The sequence below is a fragment of the Sinomicrobium kalidii genome (assembly GCF_021183825.1).
GTDB lineage: Bacteria > Bacteroidota > Bacteroidia > Flavobacteriales > Flavobacteriaceae > Sinomicrobium > Sinomicrobium kalidii.
The window spans coordinates 2,339,074-2,356,781 of sequence record NZ_CP089211.1 but is presented as its reverse complement, the minus strand read 5'-3'; the positions used below and the strand labels follow the sequence as shown (position 1 = coordinate 2,356,781).

At 41.6% G+C, this 17,708-nt stretch carries 15 protein-coding genes and 1 pseudogene; 14 read left to right on the top strand and 2 right to left on the bottom strand.

Translation table 11 applies throughout. The features are described from left to right. Positions 1-100: 100 nt before the first annotated feature. The 5 genes from LS482_RS09480 to LS482_RS09460 all read left to right on the top strand — a co-directional run bounded on the left by LS482_RS09480 (position 101) and on the right by LS482_RS09460 (position 4,130). Complete coding sequence (locus LS482_RS09480; protein ID WP_233031542.1) at positions 101-1,240, top strand: alpha/beta fold hydrolase; 1,140 nt, start codon at positions 101-103, stop codon at positions 1,238-1,240. Positions 1,241-1,389: 149 nt separating this feature from the next. Then, a complete protein-coding gene (locus LS482_RS09475) occupies positions 1,390-1,938 on the top strand; it encodes a GNAT family N-acetyltransferase (RefSeq protein ID WP_233031541.1) in 549 nt (182 codons plus the stop codon). A 186-nt stretch (positions 1,939-2,124) separates the two neighbouring features. Further along, positions 2,125-2,376, top strand: coding sequence for a DUF6364 family protein (locus tag LS482_RS09470; RefSeq protein ID WP_233031540.1), 252 nt, complete (start codon positions 2,125-2,127; stop codon positions 2,374-2,376). Next, positions 2,377-2,799, top strand: a complete 423-nt coding sequence (locus tag LS482_RS09465; RefSeq protein ID WP_233031539.1) for a type II toxin-antitoxin system VapC family toxin — start codon at positions 2,377-2,379, stop codon at positions 2,797-2,799. Positions 2,800-3,140: 341 nt separating this feature from the next. Continuing rightward, complete coding sequence (locus LS482_RS09460; RefSeq protein ID WP_233031538.1) at positions 3,141-4,130, top strand: phosphotransferase; 990 nt, start codon at positions 3,141-3,143, stop codon at positions 4,128-4,130. A 50-nt stretch (positions 4,131-4,180) separates the two neighbouring features. Here the strand turns inward: LS482_RS09460 and LS482_RS09455 are convergent, their stop codons facing one another. Further along, positions 4,181-4,639: a VapC50 family PIN domain-containing toxin gene (locus LS482_RS09455; protein WP_233031537.1), complete on the bottom strand. Its 459-nt coding sequence runs from the start codon at positions 4,637-4,639 to the stop codon at positions 4,181-4,183. A 42-nt stretch (positions 4,640-4,681) separates the two neighbouring features. On the opposite strand from LS482_RS09455, the gene LS482_RS09450 reads away from it, so the two are divergent. The 5 genes from LS482_RS09450 (at position 4,682) to LS482_RS09430 (ending at position 8,504) form a co-directional block, all read left to right on the top strand. After that, positions 4,682-5,194 carry an REP-associated tyrosine transposase gene (locus tag LS482_RS09450; protein WP_233031536.1) on the top strand — a complete coding sequence of 171 codons (513 nt, stop codon included), beginning with the start codon at positions 4,682-4,684 and terminating at the stop codon, positions 5,192-5,194. A 397-nt stretch (positions 5,195-5,591) separates the two neighbouring features. Next, positions 5,592-5,906, top strand: coding sequence for a hypothetical protein (locus LS482_RS09445; RefSeq protein WP_233031535.1), 315 nt, complete (start codon positions 5,592-5,594; stop codon positions 5,904-5,906). Between the two features lie 54 nt (positions 5,907-5,960). After that, positions 5,961-6,431, top strand: coding sequence for a hypothetical protein (locus LS482_RS09440; RefSeq protein WP_233031534.1), 471 nt, complete (start codon positions 5,961-5,963; stop codon positions 6,429-6,431). Positions 6,432-6,442: 11 nt separating this feature from the next. Then, positions 6,443-7,357, top strand: a complete 915-nt coding sequence (locus LS482_RS09435) for a hypothetical protein (protein ID WP_233031533.1) — start codon at positions 6,443-6,445, stop codon at positions 7,355-7,357. A 58-nt stretch (positions 7,358-7,415) separates the two neighbouring features. After that, positions 7,416-8,504, top strand: a complete 1,089-nt coding sequence (locus tag LS482_RS09430; RefSeq protein ID WP_233031532.1) for a serine hydrolase domain-containing protein — start codon at positions 7,416-7,418, stop codon at positions 8,502-8,504. Between the two features lie 534 nt (positions 8,505-9,038). Here the strand turns inward: LS482_RS09430 and LS482_RS21840 are convergent. Beyond that, positions 9,039-9,122, bottom strand: a pseudogene (locus LS482_RS21840) (transposase); the annotation flags it as partial. A 305-nt stretch (positions 9,123-9,427) separates the two neighbouring features. Here LS482_RS21840 and LS482_RS09425 point away from each other — a divergent pair. From LS482_RS09425 to LS482_RS09410, 4 genes are all read left to right on the top strand, one after another. Continuing rightward, entirely contained in the window at positions 9,428-11,062 is a 1,635-nt protein-coding gene (locus LS482_RS09425) for a tetratricopeptide repeat protein (RefSeq protein ID WP_233031531.1), read from the top strand. A 121-nt stretch (positions 11,063-11,183) separates the two neighbouring features. Further along, positions 11,184-13,148 (top strand): BspA family leucine-rich repeat surface protein, encoded by a 1,965-nt coding sequence (locus LS482_RS09420; protein ID WP_233031530.1) that lies wholly within the window; start codon positions 11,184-11,186, stop codon positions 13,146-13,148. Between the two features lie 724 nt (positions 13,149-13,872). Then, positions 13,873-16,284, top strand: a complete 2,412-nt coding sequence (locus LS482_RS09415; RefSeq protein WP_233031529.1) for a DUF2339 domain-containing protein — start codon at positions 13,873-13,875, stop codon at positions 16,282-16,284. Then, the gene (locus LS482_RS09410; protein ID WP_233031528.1) at positions 16,268-17,497 is read left to right on the top strand and encodes a DUF3999 domain-containing protein; all 1,230 of its coding nucleotides are present in this window, start codon (positions 16,268-16,270) and stop codon (positions 17,495-17,497) included. Before LS482_RS09415 ends, LS482_RS09410 begins: the two co-directional genes overlap by 17 nt. Positions 17,498-17,708 lie beyond the last annotated feature (211 nt).

Genomic DNA, 17,708 nt, shown 5'->3' with positions numbered 1-17,708 from the left:
AGTGGAGCCAGTTGAGGCAACAAGGAAATAACCACCTGCCCTGCTTTTCATATACAGAGCCGTTGTACATAATTATGGAAAACCCTAAACTACAGACCAAATGAGACATTTTTATTTAACATTCTTAGTGATTTTCTCTTTATCGTTCGCTATGCATGCCCAAAGTCAAGATACGCTGGTAGACGTTGGGGGTTATAAAATGTATTTTAATATCATAAAAGGAAAAGGAACTCCAATTCTTTTTGAAGCCGGCGGGGGTGCTGATAGTTCTGTCTGGAACAATATATTAGAAAAAATTCATAAGGTTACGGGGACAACATTAATTACTTATGACCGGTCCGGATTTGGACAAAGTGAATTAAATCCAAATTTGAAAAACGATTCGGATTTTGGAATAGAAAATGGTATTAAAGAACTGGAAACAGGTCTTTCAATGTTGGGTTTCAACAATGAAATTATTTTGGTTTCCCATTCGTACGGTGGATTGTATAATCTGTTATTCGCACGTAAACATCCCGAAAAAGTGCTCTCGGTCATTTTAATAGATGCTACGCTTAGTAATTTCTGGAATGAAGAATTACTGACAATGAGAGATATGAACATTGATATGAGTGCTATAAAAAAGCCTTCTGGTGATTTTTATTTGAATTCAAATTTCAATGAAACAATGCGCTATATGAGAAGTATGCAGTTCCCGGAAAATACCCCAATTACAAATATTTTTCCTGAAAACTCCTTTCCGGGTTTTCCAGTACTTTCAAACAGATGGAGAAAACTCCACAAAGAGCTTGGTGAACATAAGGATAATGTAAAAAATATTATTGCCAGGGGAAGTGGTCATGCCGTATTTCGAGATAATCCTGCGTTAGTCATCAATGCAATAATTAAAGCGTACTCAGAAACGCTGGACGAAGGGCAACAAAATGCGCTGTTACACAAGGCTCTGGATAATGCCATAGAACTATCTATTGAAGCTAAGGTAAATAATCGTTCAGAACATGATTTGAATGAATTAGGTTATTCATTTTTGAGAAATAAAGAATTAGATAAGGCTTTAGAAGTTTTTAAATTAACTACAATTTTATTTCCGGATAGTTTTAATGCATATGATAGTTATGGTGAAGCCTTATTGATGGCAAACAAAAAAGAAGAAGCCATTAAAATGTATGAAAAATCAATTGAATTGAATCCGGAAAATGAAAATGGAAAAACAGTATTACGGCAAATGAAACAAGAATAACTATGTACAACAATATCCAACTGGTTCTCGTTTGAGCCCGGCAGAAACGAGGACCAACTGGCTCTACCTGGCGCTCGTTTGAGTGCAACGGAAGCAAGGGTCTATCAAAAATGCATTTATAACATGCCTGTAATACGAAAAAATCGATAATGGAAATTAAACTACAAACCAAACGATTACTTATAAGGCCTGTTTCGGTATCAGACCTGGAAAAAATTCACGAATTACATTCACTTCCCGAAACCGACAGGTTCAATACGCTGGGAATTCCCGAAAACATAAGTCAAACCGAAAGCATAGTTAAGGATTGGATTGAAAAAAACGAACAGGATAAGGATTTAACATTTAAGGTTGAATTAATTGAAAACAAAGAATTTATCGGATTGATTTCATTGATTTTCGGTAAACCGAAATTTAAAACTGCCGAAGTATGGTATAAATTTCACTCTGATTTTTGGAATAAAGGTTATGCAACGGAATCCTTACATAAAATTTTGGATTTCGGATTTAACGAACTTAAACTACACCGGATTGAAGCCGGATGTGCGGTGGACAACGCAGGAAGTATCCGTGTTTTGGAAAAAGCCGGAATGACAAGAGAAGGAAGAAAGAGAAAGGTATTGCCGCTTAAAAACGGTTGGTCTGACAATTTTGAATATGCGATTTTATCAACGGATTACCTAATAAGTAAAAAATGACAGCATTCCCGCTCTGCGAATGTCTCCGACTTCGCAGCTTATTACACGTTAATGATAAGCCAGGCAAGGTATCAGGCCCTTTGTCAATCATAAACCAACATACACGTATCAAAAAAAATAAAAACACACGTATTCAAGAATTATTTATTAACTTTGTGATATTATGTACTCACTAAATTTATAGTTATGAATACTAAACTGACATTAACAATTGAAAGAGAGATCATTGAGCGCGCCAAAAATTATGCGAAAGAAAAAAACAGAAGTTTATCCGATATTATCGAAAACTATTTAAAGATCCTTACCGAAAAAGATCAGAAAAATAAAGATAAAAAACTCAACCCAATAGTGGAATCGTTAAAAGGTTCTTTTAGGATGCCAAAGGATATGGATTATAAAAAGGAACTGAGAAATCGTTTAGAAAAAAAATACTTATAAATGGATAAAGTTCTGATCGATACTGATGTTTTAATGGATTTCTTTTTTGACCGAAAACCATTTTCAGAATATTCTACGCAAATTTTAAATCTTTGTGCGGAAAAACAATTAGAAGGATATACTACGCCTGTAATAATTTCCAATGTTTACTATTTACTAAGAAAAACAGCAAAACACAATATAATTGTAGAAAAAATAAAACAACTTTTAAGTATTATTGAAATTATCAATATGGATAAAAATGCCGTATTAAATGCTCTTAACTCTGATTTTAAAGATTTTGAAGATGCACTACAAAATTTTTCTGCAATAGAAAACGGAAAAATCAAAATTGTCCTGACCAGAAACTTAAAAGACTTTAAAAAAAGTAAACTGGCTATCCTGACACCAGAAATATATTTGAAAGGAAAAGCCAGTGGCTAATAACTATGGCAGCGTTGTACAGGCCCCCGCTGCCGCACGATTGCATCGTGTGGCATCTTTAATTTCCCGGGTTTTACTCACGGCCCTATTTTTCCGGAAACCGCTCTGCGAATGTCTCCGACTTCGCAACCCATTACACGTTAATAATAAGCCAAGATGTCAAGCCCTAAGAATTTTTTATACTTTTACACACCAATCCCCTGCAAAGGTTTTACGAGAAACCGATGTATTTTAAATACCCTGACATTTCTTCTTTTTTTAGTACCTATGGAAATCACCGTACCTTATATTTTAGGTAAAACAAACTTTACAAACGAAACACGCTATCTAATAAGTAAAAAATGACAGCATTTCCGGTTACAAGGTCTACACTTTCCGCAAAAGAATTAGGAGCGTTTATAAAAGACCGATATCAGTTAAACGAAAACTTCACTTGTGAATTATTCAGGACAGGAATAAATCACACTTATTTTATTTCCTCAGGCGAAACAAAATATGTCATACGAGTTTATAGCCATAATTGGAGGTCTGAAGATGAAATTACCGAAGAGATAAAACTGCTAAAGCTTCTGAAAGGAAATAAAATAGCGGTCTCTTTTCCAATTCAGGATAAAAACGGAGCATTCATTCAAAAAATAAATGCACCTGAAGGAACCAGGTATGTAGTGCTTTTTTCATTTGCTCAAGGCGGCAAAATCCGGTTTATGGACAAAGAGACCTGTTACTCCATTGGTTCGTTAATGGCAAAAATTCACAGCTTCCCTTTAAACAAAGCCATTGACCGGATTTCTTATAACAAACAATCACTTGTAGCATTGCCTTATGAGCATTTAAAACAATTCTTCCCCGAGGAATTAGCAGAAATGGAGTTCATTAAAGCGTTTGGTGAGTCTTTCCGGGATTCAGATTTCGACAATGTTCGAAAGGGAGTCGTACATATGGATATCTGGTATGATAACATGGCTGTCGTCAATGAAAAGGAAATTACAATTTTCGACTTCGATTTTTGTGGAAACGGATGGCAGGTTTTGGATATTGCATATTTCTGCAAACAATTATTTTTCATAGAATCTGACAAAAAACAATATGAATCAAAAATTCAGAGTTTTCTGAACGGCTACCAAAAAGTCAGGGCGTTATCGGATAATGAACTCAGGCTAATCCCTAAAGCCGGGGCTTCTGTTTTTGTTTTTTATCTCGGAGTACAGGCACGGAGATTTGATTGGTCGAACATATTCCTGACTGAAAACTACCTCAAAATGTTTGTCGGAAGAATAAAATCCTGGCTTGATTATTATAAGGAGAAAGAAATAACTGTGGCTGATAACTAAGCGTTGGTATGGGTACAACAAAAAGCTTTTCGGCATGGCCAAGCATATAACTAAAGCTGTGAATGCAGAAAATCCGCTGTATCTTTCAGTCCTTGCTTTCTTAAAATGTCAAGAACTTCAAATTCATTTAAATCCGGATTTCGTCTATTTAAAACTAATTGCTTGAATGCTTTTACGGCTTGGTCCGTATTTAAATCAATAATATCAGTCAAAAAATCATCTGCTGTTTTAGCAGCTAAGCCAAAAGAGGCTAAATAATCTTCAGGAAAATCTTTAGTGTTATTGGTGACTATTACATTCGCATCAGTCTTTATGGCAGCAGCCAGGACGTGACAGTCTTTTGCATCCGGTAGACTTAAGTTATGTATCAATCCCGTATAATTTGTTACTAAAGCATCAGGAAAAGCCAAATTTGCTTTTTCTACTCTTTTTAAAGCTTCTTCCTCACTTACCCCCGCTGCCGCACGATTGCATCGTGTGGCATCTTTAATTTCCTGAGCTTTACTCACGGCCGTGTTTTTCCGGAAATGAAAAATCTGTACATTTAGCCTATGAGCAGAAACTATAAGTTCCATAACCCGGAGGGCCTATACTTTGTGAGCTTTGCTGTAGTGGAGTGGCTGGATGTTTTTACCAGGAATGAATATAAGAACCTGCTGTTGGAAAGTCTGGCGTTTTGCCAAAAAGAGAAAGGTATGGAAATTGTGGCCTGGTGCATTATGACCAACCATATGCATTTAGTCTTCAGGAGTATAAACGGGCAGCATCCCGCATTGCTGCTGGGTGATTTTAAACGGTTTACAAGCAAAGCGATAGTAAAGGAAATACGGGATAATCCGAGAGAAAGCAGAAAAGAGTTTTTGCTCGAAAGGTTTAAAAAAGCAGCAGGAAAGTCGTCCAACGTTACCGGATATCAGTTTTGGCGACACGACAACAAACCTGTTGAGCTTTGGAGCAATAAAGTTATACAGGAAAAGATCGACTATATTCACAACAATCCGGTAGATGCAGGCTTCGTATTTCGGCCGGAAGATTATGTTTACAGCAGTGCTGTGGATTATTAGGGAGAAAAGGGGCTGTTGGATAATGTGCTTGTTTTTCAGTATTTTGGTTAAAAGATAAGAAAGTTATAGATGGGTTAGTTTGAGCCACACGATGCAATCGTGCGGCAGCGGGAACAGCCACACGATGTAATCGTGCGGCAGCAGGGGTATTGCCGCTTAAAAACGGTTGGTCTGACAATTTTGAATATGCGATTTTATCAACGGATTATCTAATAAGTAAAAAATGACAGCATTCCCGCTCTGCAAATGTCCCCGACTTCGCAGCCTGTTACACATTCATAAGCCAGGATGTCAAGCCCTAAGAATTTTTTGTACTTTTATACACCAATCCCCTGCAAAAGTTTTATGAAAAATTAATGTGTTTTAAATACCTGAACATTTCTTCTTTTTAGTTACTATGGAAATCACTGTACATTCCATTAGGGATATAGAAAGCTGGCTGGAACTGTACCAAACCACAGGTATGGATATCGACCTCCGTTTTAAGGTTAAGCGAAGCCCGGATATTCCTGCCGGGGATTCGCTTATGGACAAGCATAACAACTCCGGAAGCCTTCTTGAAACACCGCTAAAAAGCACCAGAGGAGAACAACCGTCAGACTGGGTTAAAGACAGGAAAACCGGGCAATACGTGTGGAAAGAAGAGGTAACATCGGAAAGCAACACGCCACACGGTTTTAAGTATGTGGGGCCCGGTGAAGGCAATGTATGAAGCGATTATCAAAACAGTGCTCCTAATGGTTTAAGTAAATTATATCGTAAATACATGGGGGCTCCTGATATCGACAAAAAATCTTTTACGGATGCCCGGAGAGAAGATCTGAAAAAATTGGTCGAAGAAATCTTCAATGCTGTAAAAAGGAGGGCCAATATAGATAGTTATAACTTTAATCCTATAGATTTGGACCGTAGGGGAAGCGGTGAATATTACAGGGCACAACGCTCCTTCGGTATTAAAGAAGGCGGTATCAACGGGATGGTTTTACAATTAGAATATGAAGGCATAATATTTACAGCACAAGTCAGTTTCGATCCTTTGGATCATAGAATAGATTCCCCCAACACCCTTAGTCACATAGAGACGGCAGAAATGAGGAAGGGCCACTCAAAATATAACGTATTCGAATTTACCGGTCCGACAATAGGTGTAAATCAACCCATGATATACATACAGATGGATCGGGATGCCTTTAGGCAGGTGTATAAAGAGATCATGGGGTATGAGTACAGGGATTAAACGAATTTAAAATGAAGATTGTTAAAGTTATAGTATCATTATTGGTCTTAACCATATTGTCCTATACAGGGTATCAATATTACCAATTTACTTCTTTCCGGAAATTTATAAAGCGGTTTAAAGATTCCGGCAATGCATTATCTATAGGTACAGCGCTCACATCTTCATACGATCATTATGGAATATTGTGGCCAAAGGATAAAAAGGAGCTGGATTCGGTTTTAGACAGAGTAAAGTTTTTGAATGGCCAGGCGGACAGGTTGTATATAGAGAAATATGGTTACAACATCCATATAGATACCGTAACGGTTGATACGGATACCTTGAAAGGAGAATTTATTGAATACAAGCTGTATTCTTACGGACCCAATAAAAAAGACGACCGGCTAAAAAAACTTCCTTTGAACAATCTTCCGATGGAATATGCTCTTGGGAGTACTCCAATAAAGGAAATTACTTTCCGGAATTATCTTTTTATGGATAAAAACTTCGATGTCGTTCTTGTATATACTACTCCATATTACAGTTGTAAGAATAAAAGATACAGACAGACAACTATTATATCTCCCGGGTCGAAAGCAGGAAGAATGCAGGATGCATATATCATAAAACCTGTTGCTAAAAGAAATGGTCCTTTAGATATTACCTATATTGACCAATACGAAGAAGATAAGGAAAACGTATATACCAAAAAATTTAACCAAACCCTTCGATCTATTCAGGAAAATCTGACGAAACAATATCCCGATACTCCAACCGAGACACTTATTTTTAACTATAATGGCAAGCGTGTACAGTGTATCTGCAGTTTTAACGTCCCCAACACTCCCATTACCGAAATAGAGAAGATACTGACAGAAAAACTGAATGCCACCACCGACTATATAGGCATGACGGCTTTTTATATGGAGGTGCCTGTGCTTTAAAACAAGATACTACTCCCCTGTTTGCCATAGCCGAAACCGTTGTATGTAATTTTAACCCATGAAATCCATAATTCCCTTCACAATTTTTTTCTTTTTATTTTCCTGTCATTCATCCAGGGTCATCCCCAAAGATGACGATGATATAGTTGATCATTTATTTTCAAGATACGACGTGCCAAATCCGGGGGCCAGTGTTCTGGTTATAAAAAACGGGCGGAAAATTTTAGAGAAAAATTATGGTTACGCCAATGTCGGGGAAAAAACAAAGACAACTTCTGAAACGAATTACAGGATTGCTTCCGTTGGAAAGCAATTTACAGCTTTTGCGATTGCCAAACTGGCTGACCGGGGAAAACTGGATTATGAAACCTCATTGAAAGCTATTTTTCCCGAATTCCCGGACTATGGCAAAAATATCAAAATCCGGCATCTGATAACTCATCGTTCGGGATTAGTTAGTTATAATAATTTCATTGAAGCTAACAGGGAGCGTCAAATCCTGGATGACGAGGTTTTTCAGGCATTGTTAAAAACAGACAGCACTATTTTTGAGCCAGACACCCGGTTTAAATATAGCAATACAGCCTATGTCGTCCTCGGAAAGATCGTAGAAAAAATATCGGGAAAACCATTTGAGGAATTCATTGCTGATGAAATATTCAAACCCCTAAAAATGGAGAATTCCATTGTTTATGTTCCCAATGCTGAAATAAAAAACCGTGCATTTGGCTACTCTATAAAAAATGATAGTATTATTATACCCAAAGATCAAAGCTTAACAAGTGCAATCCAGGCCGATGGTGGGTATTATACATCAATTTCTGATTATTACAAATGGGATCAGATGTTATACTCAGACCGACTAATCTCCGGGAAGCAACTGGATAATATATTTTCAGCGTATACTGAAAATGGCAAAAGTTCGGGTGAAGGATATTGTTTCGGGTGGAATAAAATCAGGATAAATGGCTATGATGTTTATGAGCACGGAGGATTAACTTCCGGATTTGGTGCAGAAGTTATCAGAGTTCCCGACTTAAAAACCTCAATCATAATTTTTTCCAACAGGCCTAAAGGAAGCATCTTAACAGATATTGCCTGGAAATTGACAGAAATTTATACCGATGGAAAAATCGTTAAAAAATAAGTGTAATAGCAGTCCCCGCTCTAAGAAATATAGCTTCGCCGGGCGAATATCCCCACTATTAGCCTTGACCGTTTTACATAACGAAAATCTACAATGGAAACTAAATTAACGTGAATAATGGATAAGCATAAATATAAAGTACTGATAAACAGATGAGATATTAGTGATTGGATATTTCCTCCCAAAGCCATAACTGAAAAGCGTCTTTGCGAACCCTGCCATAAGCAGGGTGTGGCAATCTCATGGGGTAAGCGGCGTACCCCTATGGCATGCATATAACCTGCCAGGAGAATGCCGCGCTTCAGCCTGTCCTGAGTTTACCTGTACTGAGCCCTTCGATAAACTCAGGATAAACTAAAGCCGAAGTATCGAAGGGCTCGCTCCCGATCCCGATAATTATCGGGATTATCGGGAGACGATTGCTTATATTTTTATAATGAACGTCATTACAATTTATGCGGTTGCCAAAACGTTAATTCTGGCAGTGATGAACTCGATGCTTTTAAAATGCTAAAAATGATAATATCCGACCGGTGATCGATGCCTGCTATGTTCGACAGATGTCTTGAGTTCGTCATTGACCGATTCTATCAGCGAACGCTTTCTCTACAGAATTTTTATCCAAATCTGAAAAATTTTATTATTTCACAAATTTGTAACCAGGTTAATACCATTATTTCACAAATAATTGGCCAGTTTCCGGGAGATATAGCCCCTGTCACCAAAGCGTTTACCCTTGATTAACAATCTTCGTAAAACAAACCTCACCTTCTTATAGAACTAATTCTAATGCCTTTATGTGGGTTTACAAGATTTTTTCATTTACTTTTGGTCTCTTAATAAATTATCTGGGGGAACTGTTCCTCTCCATATTTGCTCCCGGCCCACGGGGAACCTTAAGGAAATAACAGTAGCGTAATTCCATGAACAAACTTCCGTTCTATATTCTTATTATACTTTACTTTAATACCATACATTCCCAAAACAACCGGATTGTTGCCGGCAAATGGCCAGACACGCTCACTGCTCCCGAAAAGGTATCGAAAAACTATCTCGATGCCGCCTTCGGACATTATAAAGACGGGGAATACGAAACATTCAGGATGTATAATGACTCGGTGATCCCGGTTGCCGAAAAATTCGGGCTGGGAAAATTGGAGGTGAAGGCCCTGATCAATCTCGGGATATATTTCAGCATTATGGGCGAATACAAAGAATCGCTGGAACAATATCACAACGCCCTGGAAAAATGCGAATCCCTGCCCGACGGCGAAGAAACAGGTATAGCGGTATTGGTAAATATCGGCAACATATATAACAATATAGGTGCTCATGAAAAGGCCATAGCAGCCATGGAAGAAGTCCTTGCCCGGTCCGAACGTTACCAGGTATCGGACTTTACAAAAATAGCTGCATATAACGGCCTGGGGGCGAGTTATTCCAGCCTCGGGGACAAGGAGAAGGCATTATCCTGCCTGTACAAGGTAAAAGACCTGGGAGAGCAAACCGGAAATACCGAAGTACTTCTCACCGCTCTCGACAATATTGCCAATGCCCATTTCAGGAAGAAAGAATACGGCCGGGCCATTGAAACAAGCCTGGAGTCTCTCGAAAGATCCTCAAAGCGCAGGGCACTGACCCTGCTCAACCTCGGCATGGCCTACGGGAAGACCGGGGAACCGGAAAAAGCGGTAAGTTATCTCGAAGAGGGAAAGGCAACCGCTATTCTCGAAAAGAACAAAAAACTGGAAATGCACTTCTGCCTGCACCTGGCAAAAACCTATGAAGCACTGGGGTATTTTAAAAAGTCCTACAAGGAGCAAAAACAATATGCCGAAATGCTGGAGAAAAACATGCAGGAAAAAACGGATGCCACCAAGCTCGACCTGAAACAGGAAGCCAGGCTGCAACACAGGGAAATGGATCAAAGGCTCTATGCGATAACCACACTGAACAGCAAAAAGAACAAGCTTATCGCAGGCGGTAGCCTTGCACTCCTATTGCTCGGGGGGCTGTTATTTTTCCATATCAGGAAAAGAAAGAACCTGGAAACGGACAGGGAAAAGATCAGAGGGAATTACCTCGCCCTGAGTAACGAGAACAAGGCCCTCAAAACCAAAATGAAGGACCTGGCCGCAAAAAGGCGGGAAGCGCATCACGGGGAACCCGCTGCGAAAATTTCACCGCAATACAAAAACTCCTCGCTCACCGGGGAAGACAGGAAGCACTACATGAACCTGATCCTGGACCACATGGAAAAGGAAAAACCCTATCTCGATTTTGATATCACCCCGTCCGATCTCGCTTCAACATTGTCCATGAGCGTCCATCACCTCTCCGAAGTACTCAACCTGTGTTTTGAGCAAAACTTCTATAGTTTTATCAATATCTACCGGGTCAACGAATCGCAGAAATTAATGCGTAACCCTGCCTATAACGACTACAAGATCCTGGCCATTGCCTATGAGGCCGGGTTCAGGAGCAAAACCTCCTTTAACCGGGTCTTTAAGAACCACACCGGTTTCACGCCTTCCCAATACCGAAAAAATACAGTGTAATACAACGTATTTAAGGCCTTTACTATCCGTTCCATAAAAAAGTACCACTCATTCGGATGGAACATTTTTCAGGATATTCCGGGGTATCATTGCACCCTGATAAACGGTATAATCAACAAGTATGAAACAATTTCTACTACAATTTAAAAGCAAACGGTACCGGGCATGCCCGGGCACTGTTATTATCGTGATGTTAATGCTATGCTCCTGTTCCGGGGATGACGGCCCTTCCGCCATAAAGGTTGCCAAAGTAGAAGCCGTAGCGCAAACACAGGACGTAGCGGCAGGCGGCATCCTGCAACTGGATGTGACGATCTCTCCGGAAGATGCCACCAACCGGGAAGTACACTGGAGCAGCAGCGATCCTTCCATCGCTACGGTAGATCAAAATGGTCTGGTTAAGGCCATAACCCCCGGAGAAGTGACCATTACGGTTACTTCCGGTGAAGATGCCGGTATAAAGGACAGTCTGGTGTTGAATATCCTTAAAGCCAGTAACGCCATTACCTCTTTTACCATTAATGATACTGAAGGGATTATTGAGGGGACTAACATCAGTGTATTCTTAACTGAAGATGCCGATATTACCAAATTATCACCCGAAATTACCCATAGCGGGGCAGGTATAGTCCCCGCCAGCGGGGAAGAACAGGATTTTACCGAACCGGTAACTTATACGGTAGCGGCCGAAAACGGGGATACCCGGCAATATACGGTCACCGTGGCGTTTGTTGTTAGTACCATAGCCCTGACTGCGGAAAAAACGGAGATCGAGGTAGGGACAAAAACACCACTCACTGCCCGTATAACCCCGGAAAGTGCTGAGGACAAAACAATAACATGGAGCAGTAGTAACACCTCCGTGGCCGTTGTGGATGAAGAAGGGACGGTAACCGGGCTAAGTAAAGGAGAAGTGGTGATCACGGCCACCTCTTACAGCAACCCGGAGATTAAGGGGAGTATCTCCGTCACCGTCACCCGGAATGATTTTGTAACCACCTGGAATACGCAAACGATCACGATCCCAACCCATCCCGATTTTGCCGGTGCTTATAATTACAAAGTGGACTGGGACAATGACGGAATATTTGACCAGGAAGGCATCACCGGCAATGTGACCCATACTTTTGATACCGGCGGCGAGCACACCATCCGTATCTCCGGGGATTTTCCGGCCGTGTATTTTTATGGTTCTAAAGTAAATAGTGATGTACCAGAAAGCATCATTGCCATCGAACAATGGGGAACCATAGCCTGGCAATCTATGAAAAGGGCATTTGTATATTGTTCAAACCTCAATGTAAAAGCCACCGATGCCCCCAATTTATCTCATGTGGAGAATATGTCCCAGATGTTTGCCTATTCAGGACTAAGTAACCCCGATTTCAGCCACTGGGATACTGGTAATGTGACCAATATGAGTTCTTTATTTAAGAGTGCTGTTGTTGCCAATCCGGATGTAAGTAATTGGGATACCGGTAATGTAACGGATATGGGAAGCATGTTTCATGGAGCTTCCAACGCCAATCCTGATGTAAGTAACTGGAATACCGGTAATGTCCGGTATATGACAAGCATGTTTGCCCGGGCTACCAGTGCAGATCCCGACGTGAGCAACTGGGATACCGGTAGCGTTGTCAACATCGCAGGCATGTTCAGTGATGCTGCCAGTGCCAACCCTGATGTAAGTAACTGGAATACCGGTAAAGTCTTGGCTATGACGCTTACGTTTAGCGGCGCTACCAATGCCAACCCCGATGTAAGCAATTGGAATACGGCTAATGTGTCTTCTATGAATTATATGTTCCGGAATTCCGGTGCCGATCCGGATCTTAGCAAATGGAATATCAGTAAGGTAACAGGGATGTCATATATCTTCCATGGTTCCGGAATTTCAAGGGAGAACTATGAAAAGGCCCTGATCCGTTTTGCAGCACATGCCACTACAGAAGAGCTTGCTCTGCCTCAAAATCTCAGTTTGGGAAATATACCTGTTCCCTATTGCGGTGATGAAGCCGAAACAGCCAGACAATTGCTGGCCGATCACGGCTGGAGCATAAATGACCAGGGAAAAGCCTGTGATTAAGTTGTAAGCTTTAATATTAATATGAGAGGTGAGAAGTATTAAATACTCACCTCTCATCTTTCCCGTTACCCGCTTTATTTATCCTCCCTTTGACCTTGCTCAGGGCATCGCTTTTGCTACTGATCGCTCTCCACTTAAAACACAGGCGTTTTATTTTATATTAACACACTCCGGCATAAATCTGCGATGATCTGCGGGAGGAATTTTAGTCCTGAAGGTTTTTGTCTGTTCTATCCGGATATCACAGAATAATCTCCCGGGAATTGTAATAGCCACAAGCCTGGTTTTAATAGTTTGCTGAATTCTTGTACCGCTCTGTACTAAACCACGCTGCACTGAAAGGGGGCAGCGGTTTTCTTTACCGGGGACTAAAAGCCCTCCTTTTTAGAAAGCAATAAAATCACCAGGTTATTAGGTGGATTGAGTTATTGAGTTATTTAGTCAACACACAATAACTCAATAACCTGGATTATAATTTTTTCGCACTACTAAAGTGTGATACACTGAGTTTACTTGTACTGAGTTTATCGAAGTACCGAAGTGCTGCAATAATCCCGATTATCCCGATAGATATCGGGATCGGGAGCAGGGTTTGACACCCTAAACTGAAACCAATCAATTCATTCAGCTCCCGGAAAACCGGTATTTCTTCCCGGATCAGGCGGGTTTCAACATCCCGTATACAATTTTACCTATATTTGACATTCATCAACCTAAGTGTGATATGACAATTTTTTTGTTGGTTATCGTACTGGTCCTTCTGATCGTATTACTCAGAAAAATCAGTTCCGGGTTTCAAAAGACTGAAAATAAGCTACAACAGCTTTCGGAAAAGCTGGATACCCTCCGGAAAGAGGGACTTCCGGATCACCTCACAGAAGAAACCGCCCGACTATCACATGAAGAATTTCCGGAACCTGCCGAAGAGAAAAAGGAAAGTGAACCTGCTCCGGAAAAGAACGAACCCGTCACGGATTCACTTCCCGGGGAGGAAGCCCTCCCGGAGCCCGAAACGGTCGCTCAGCCCGAACAAGAGCCCATAAAGGTCCCTTCCGCTCCCCGCAAAACATGGTGGGAAAAATTCAAGGAAAAAAATCCCGACCTGGAAAAATTTATCGGGGAAAACCTCATCAACAAGATCGGTATCCTTATTTTGGTATTGGGGATCGTCTTTTTTGTGAAATACGCCATTGATAAAAACTGGATCAACGAAACCGCCAGGGTCGGTATCGGTATCCTTGCAGGTGCTGTCGTTATGTTTTTTGCCCACAGGCTCAGAACCCACTTCAAGGCCTTTAGTTCGGTCCTGGTAGCAGGCGCCATAAGTATATTTTACTTTACTATCGCCATTGCCTTTCACGAATACCAATTGTTCAGCCAGACCGCAGCCTTTATTATCATGGTGGTCATCACCGCTTTCAGCGCACTGGTCTCTGTTTCCTACAACCGGATGGAGCTGGCCGTACTGGCGCTTATCGGCGGGTTTTCTGTCCCGTTTATGGTAAGTACCGGGGAGGGAAATTATATGATCCTGTTCACATACATTACCATTCTTAACGGCGGGATACTTACTATGGCCTATTTTAAGAAATGGAACCTGGTCACCATACTGTCCTTTTTCTTTACCGTGATCCTTTACAGCAGCTGGTTATTTACAAAACTTGCGGACGACCAGCTTCCGTACGGAGGTGCCTTTGTTTTCGCCACGGTTTTCTATATCCTGTTCAGCATCATCACCATCATACACAACCTTAGAAAAAAGGGAGCTTTATCGACCGCGGATTACATTGTCTTACTCGGCAACACTTTCTTTTATTTCTCCATGGGGCTTACCATCCTGCACCATTGGAACGAAAATATGAAGGGATTGTTTACCATTTCACTGGCCCTGTTCAATTTGATCTATACTGCCGTTTTGTATAAAAAATTCCGGTTGGACAAGAATGCCGTTTACCTTTTCCTGGGCCTTACCCTTACCTTCGTTACATTAACGGTCCCCATCCAGTTCGAAGGGAATTATATCACCATGTTCTGGGCCGCTGAAGCCGTATTGCTGTTTTGGTTGTCCCGGAAATCCGGAATAAACACATTTAAGATCGGTGCTGTCGCGGTACAGGGGCTGATGCTTGTCAGCCTGCTCATGGACTGGGTACAGTATTATGCAGCAGGGAAAACAGAGCTTTCCCTAATCCTTAACCCGGCATTTATTACCGGACTTATCTCGGCCATATCATTTACGGCGGTTTACTTCCTGCTAAAAAAGGAAAACAACATACAAAAGATAGGGTTCTTCACCTTTTACCCGGCTTCATACAGGATGCTGGCAGCGGTTAGTGCCGTTGTGGTGGCCTACATTGCGGGGATGCTGGAAACCAACTATCAATCCAACCGGTTTTTGCCCATCGGGGAGTCTGCCATGTCCTGTTCAGCCCTGTATCATTTTGTATGCAGTGTACTGCTGCTTTACTTCGGATTAAAATCGCATCGCAAGGGGTTAAAAAAGATAATATTGATCCTGGCCGCAGGAAATATCCTGCTCTATGTCCTGCTGTTTTTCCGCCTGCCCACCATGGAATTCCTGGCAAGCCTGGATACGGGCCGAAGCGAACACATCGCTTTTTACCTTCACTACGGCCTATTGCTCTGCCTGATATATTTTGCCAAAACACTGGTTAAAAACAGTATGCACGATCCGGTTATTCCACTTTTCAGACGTCCGGTCATACTGTGGGGCTTTGCTTTTTGTGTGGTGTTCATCCTCAGCTATGAGGTTATGATCCACGGTCTTTATCTCACTCCCGGAATTACCGATTCCCCGGGATTGCTGGAAACAAAAACACAGATCGTTAAAACAGGCTATCCCGTTTTGTGGGGCATCCTGTCGTTTGCCTTCCTGATTACCGGAATAAAACGTCAATGGAAACTGCTCCGCATCATGGCCCTTTCGCTACTCGGGGTTACGATCGCAAAATTGTTCCTCTACGACATCAAGAACGTATCCGAAACCGGGAAGATCATCGCCTTTATACTTTTGGGTATATTGATCCTGGTCATTTCCTTTGTATATCAGAAGATCAAAAAACTCGTCATTGACGATCCCGATACCAAATCCGAACCTGATGAAAAAGAGCTTTAATATCTTTGTTTTTCTGCTCTGCGGCCTTGTTCTCAGCGCCCAGGAATACCGTGGAGATATACGCCCGGTAAACGAAGACGGGGTTTATGCCATTCCGCTTTCCCCGGAAGTCCACTCGGCAAGCCTGGACCGGACAGACGGTATCCGTATTCTGGACGAGGAACACAACGAGATCCCGTACTGGGTACACAACGGTACGGATAAGCGGGAAGACGCCCGTTTTGTCCCTTTCCCGATCGTATCCAAAACTGCCCTGCCCGAAAAGCGATCCTCCGTAATCATAGAAAACAAGGAAAAAAAAGCCATAGACAGGATAAGCCTGAAAATAGCCGCTACAAAAGTGTCCAAAACCTACGACATCAGTGGAAGCGATGACGGGGAAAACTGGTTCGGACTGGTTAACGGGGAAATACTGGGCCGTTTGAGCACGTCCGGAAAAACCACCGTGGAAAAATCTTTTGCTTTTCCGTTGAACCGTTACAGGTACCTCCGCTGGGATTTTGACGATGAAAAAACACTGCCTGTTAATATCCTCGAAGCCGGCATTTATGAAAAACCGGATAAAACCGGGATACCGGAGCTCACCGAACTTAAAGGGTTTACCCTGGAAACCGTACAGGACAAGGCGAATAAAAAGACCATTATCCACATACGATTTGCCGAACCGCAACGGATCAATACGCTGACATTTGACATTGCAGAAGGTCCCGGGATGTTCCTGCGCACTGCACATATCCGGGCCAAACGGAACAGGAATGTCAAAAAGCGAACGGAAACCTACGTTCGGACCATGGGGACCCTGGAACTGGATTCGCAGAAAGAAAACCGGTTTGACAAGCTGAATCTTTTTGAAAAGGAATTTACGATCGAAATTGAGAACAGGGACAACCTGCCCCTGGAAGATATCGGTGTAAGGATTTTCCAGGAACCCGTATACCTCGTGGCAGAACTCCGCGCCGGCAAAAAATACCGGCTTGCGGTCAACCCCTCTTTTCCTTCCCCGCAATACGACATCGGTCATTTTAAAACACTGTTCCGTGATGACCTTCCCCGTACCGGCATGGGCACTTTAAAAAAGATACCCCCCGAAGAAACAACACCCGGGGAAATCCCGTTCTGGAAGACCGGAACATTCCTGTGGCTTTGCATTATAACAGCCGCTGTGTTTATCTCCTGGTTTTCCTGGAGGTTACTCAGGGATATGAAGAACTAAAGCATGTGTGTTTTGATTAAATAAAGAATCCGTAAACCCCTGATTTCTAAACATAAAAAGTCCAAACAATGTTGCTATCAGAGGTAGACCCACCTGTTTTATCCGTTTGCCCATTAATATACAGCAACTTACACTAATATAGAGTATTTCGACATTCTATTTTCCTTATCGAAGAATAATGTATAGCCAGGTATATGTATAAAGGTTTGAT

Coding starts and splice junctions, on each gene's coding strand:
- LS482_RS09480 (WP_233031542.1), top strand. CDS start 101: ATGAGACATTTTTATTTAACATTCTTAGTGATTTTCTCTTTATCGTTC.
- LS482_RS09475 (WP_233031541.1), top strand. CDS start 1,390: ATGGAAATTAAACTACAAACCAAACGATTACTTATAAGGCCTGTTTCG.
- LS482_RS09470 (WP_233031540.1), top strand. CDS start 2,125: ATGAATACTAAACTGACATTAACAATTGAAAGAGAGATCATTGAGCGC.
- LS482_RS09465 (WP_233031539.1), top strand. CDS start 2,377: ATGGATAAAGTTCTGATCGATACTGATGTTTTAATGGATTTCTTTTTT.
- LS482_RS09460 (WP_233031538.1), top strand. CDS start 3,141: ATGACAGCATTTCCGGTTACAAGGTCTACACTTTCCGCAAAAGAATTA.
- LS482_RS09450 (WP_233031536.1), top strand. CDS start 4,682: ATGAGCAGAAACTATAAGTTCCATAACCCGGAGGGCCTATACTTTGTG.
- LS482_RS09445 (WP_233031535.1), top strand. CDS start 5,592: ATGGAAATCACTGTACATTCCATTAGGGATATAGAAAGCTGGCTGGAA.
- LS482_RS09440 (WP_233031534.1), top strand. CDS start 5,961: ATGGGGGCTCCTGATATCGACAAAAAATCTTTTACGGATGCCCGGAGA.
- LS482_RS09435 (WP_233031533.1), top strand. CDS start 6,443: ATGAAGATTGTTAAAGTTATAGTATCATTATTGGTCTTAACCATATTG.
- LS482_RS09430 (WP_233031532.1), top strand. CDS start 7,416: ATGAAATCCATAATTCCCTTCACAATTTTTTTCTTTTTATTTTCCTGT.
- LS482_RS09425 (WP_233031531.1), top strand. CDS start 9,428: ATGAACAAACTTCCGTTCTATATTCTTATTATACTTTACTTTAATACC.
- LS482_RS09420 (WP_233031530.1), top strand. CDS start 11,184: ATGAAACAATTTCTACTACAATTTAAAAGCAAACGGTACCGGGCATGC.
- LS482_RS09415 (WP_233031529.1), top strand. CDS start 13,873: ATGACAATTTTTTTGTTGGTTATCGTACTGGTCCTTCTGATCGTATTA.
- LS482_RS09410 (WP_233031528.1), top strand. CDS start 16,268: ATGAAAAAGAGCTTTAATATCTTTGTTTTTCTGCTCTGCGGCCTTGTT.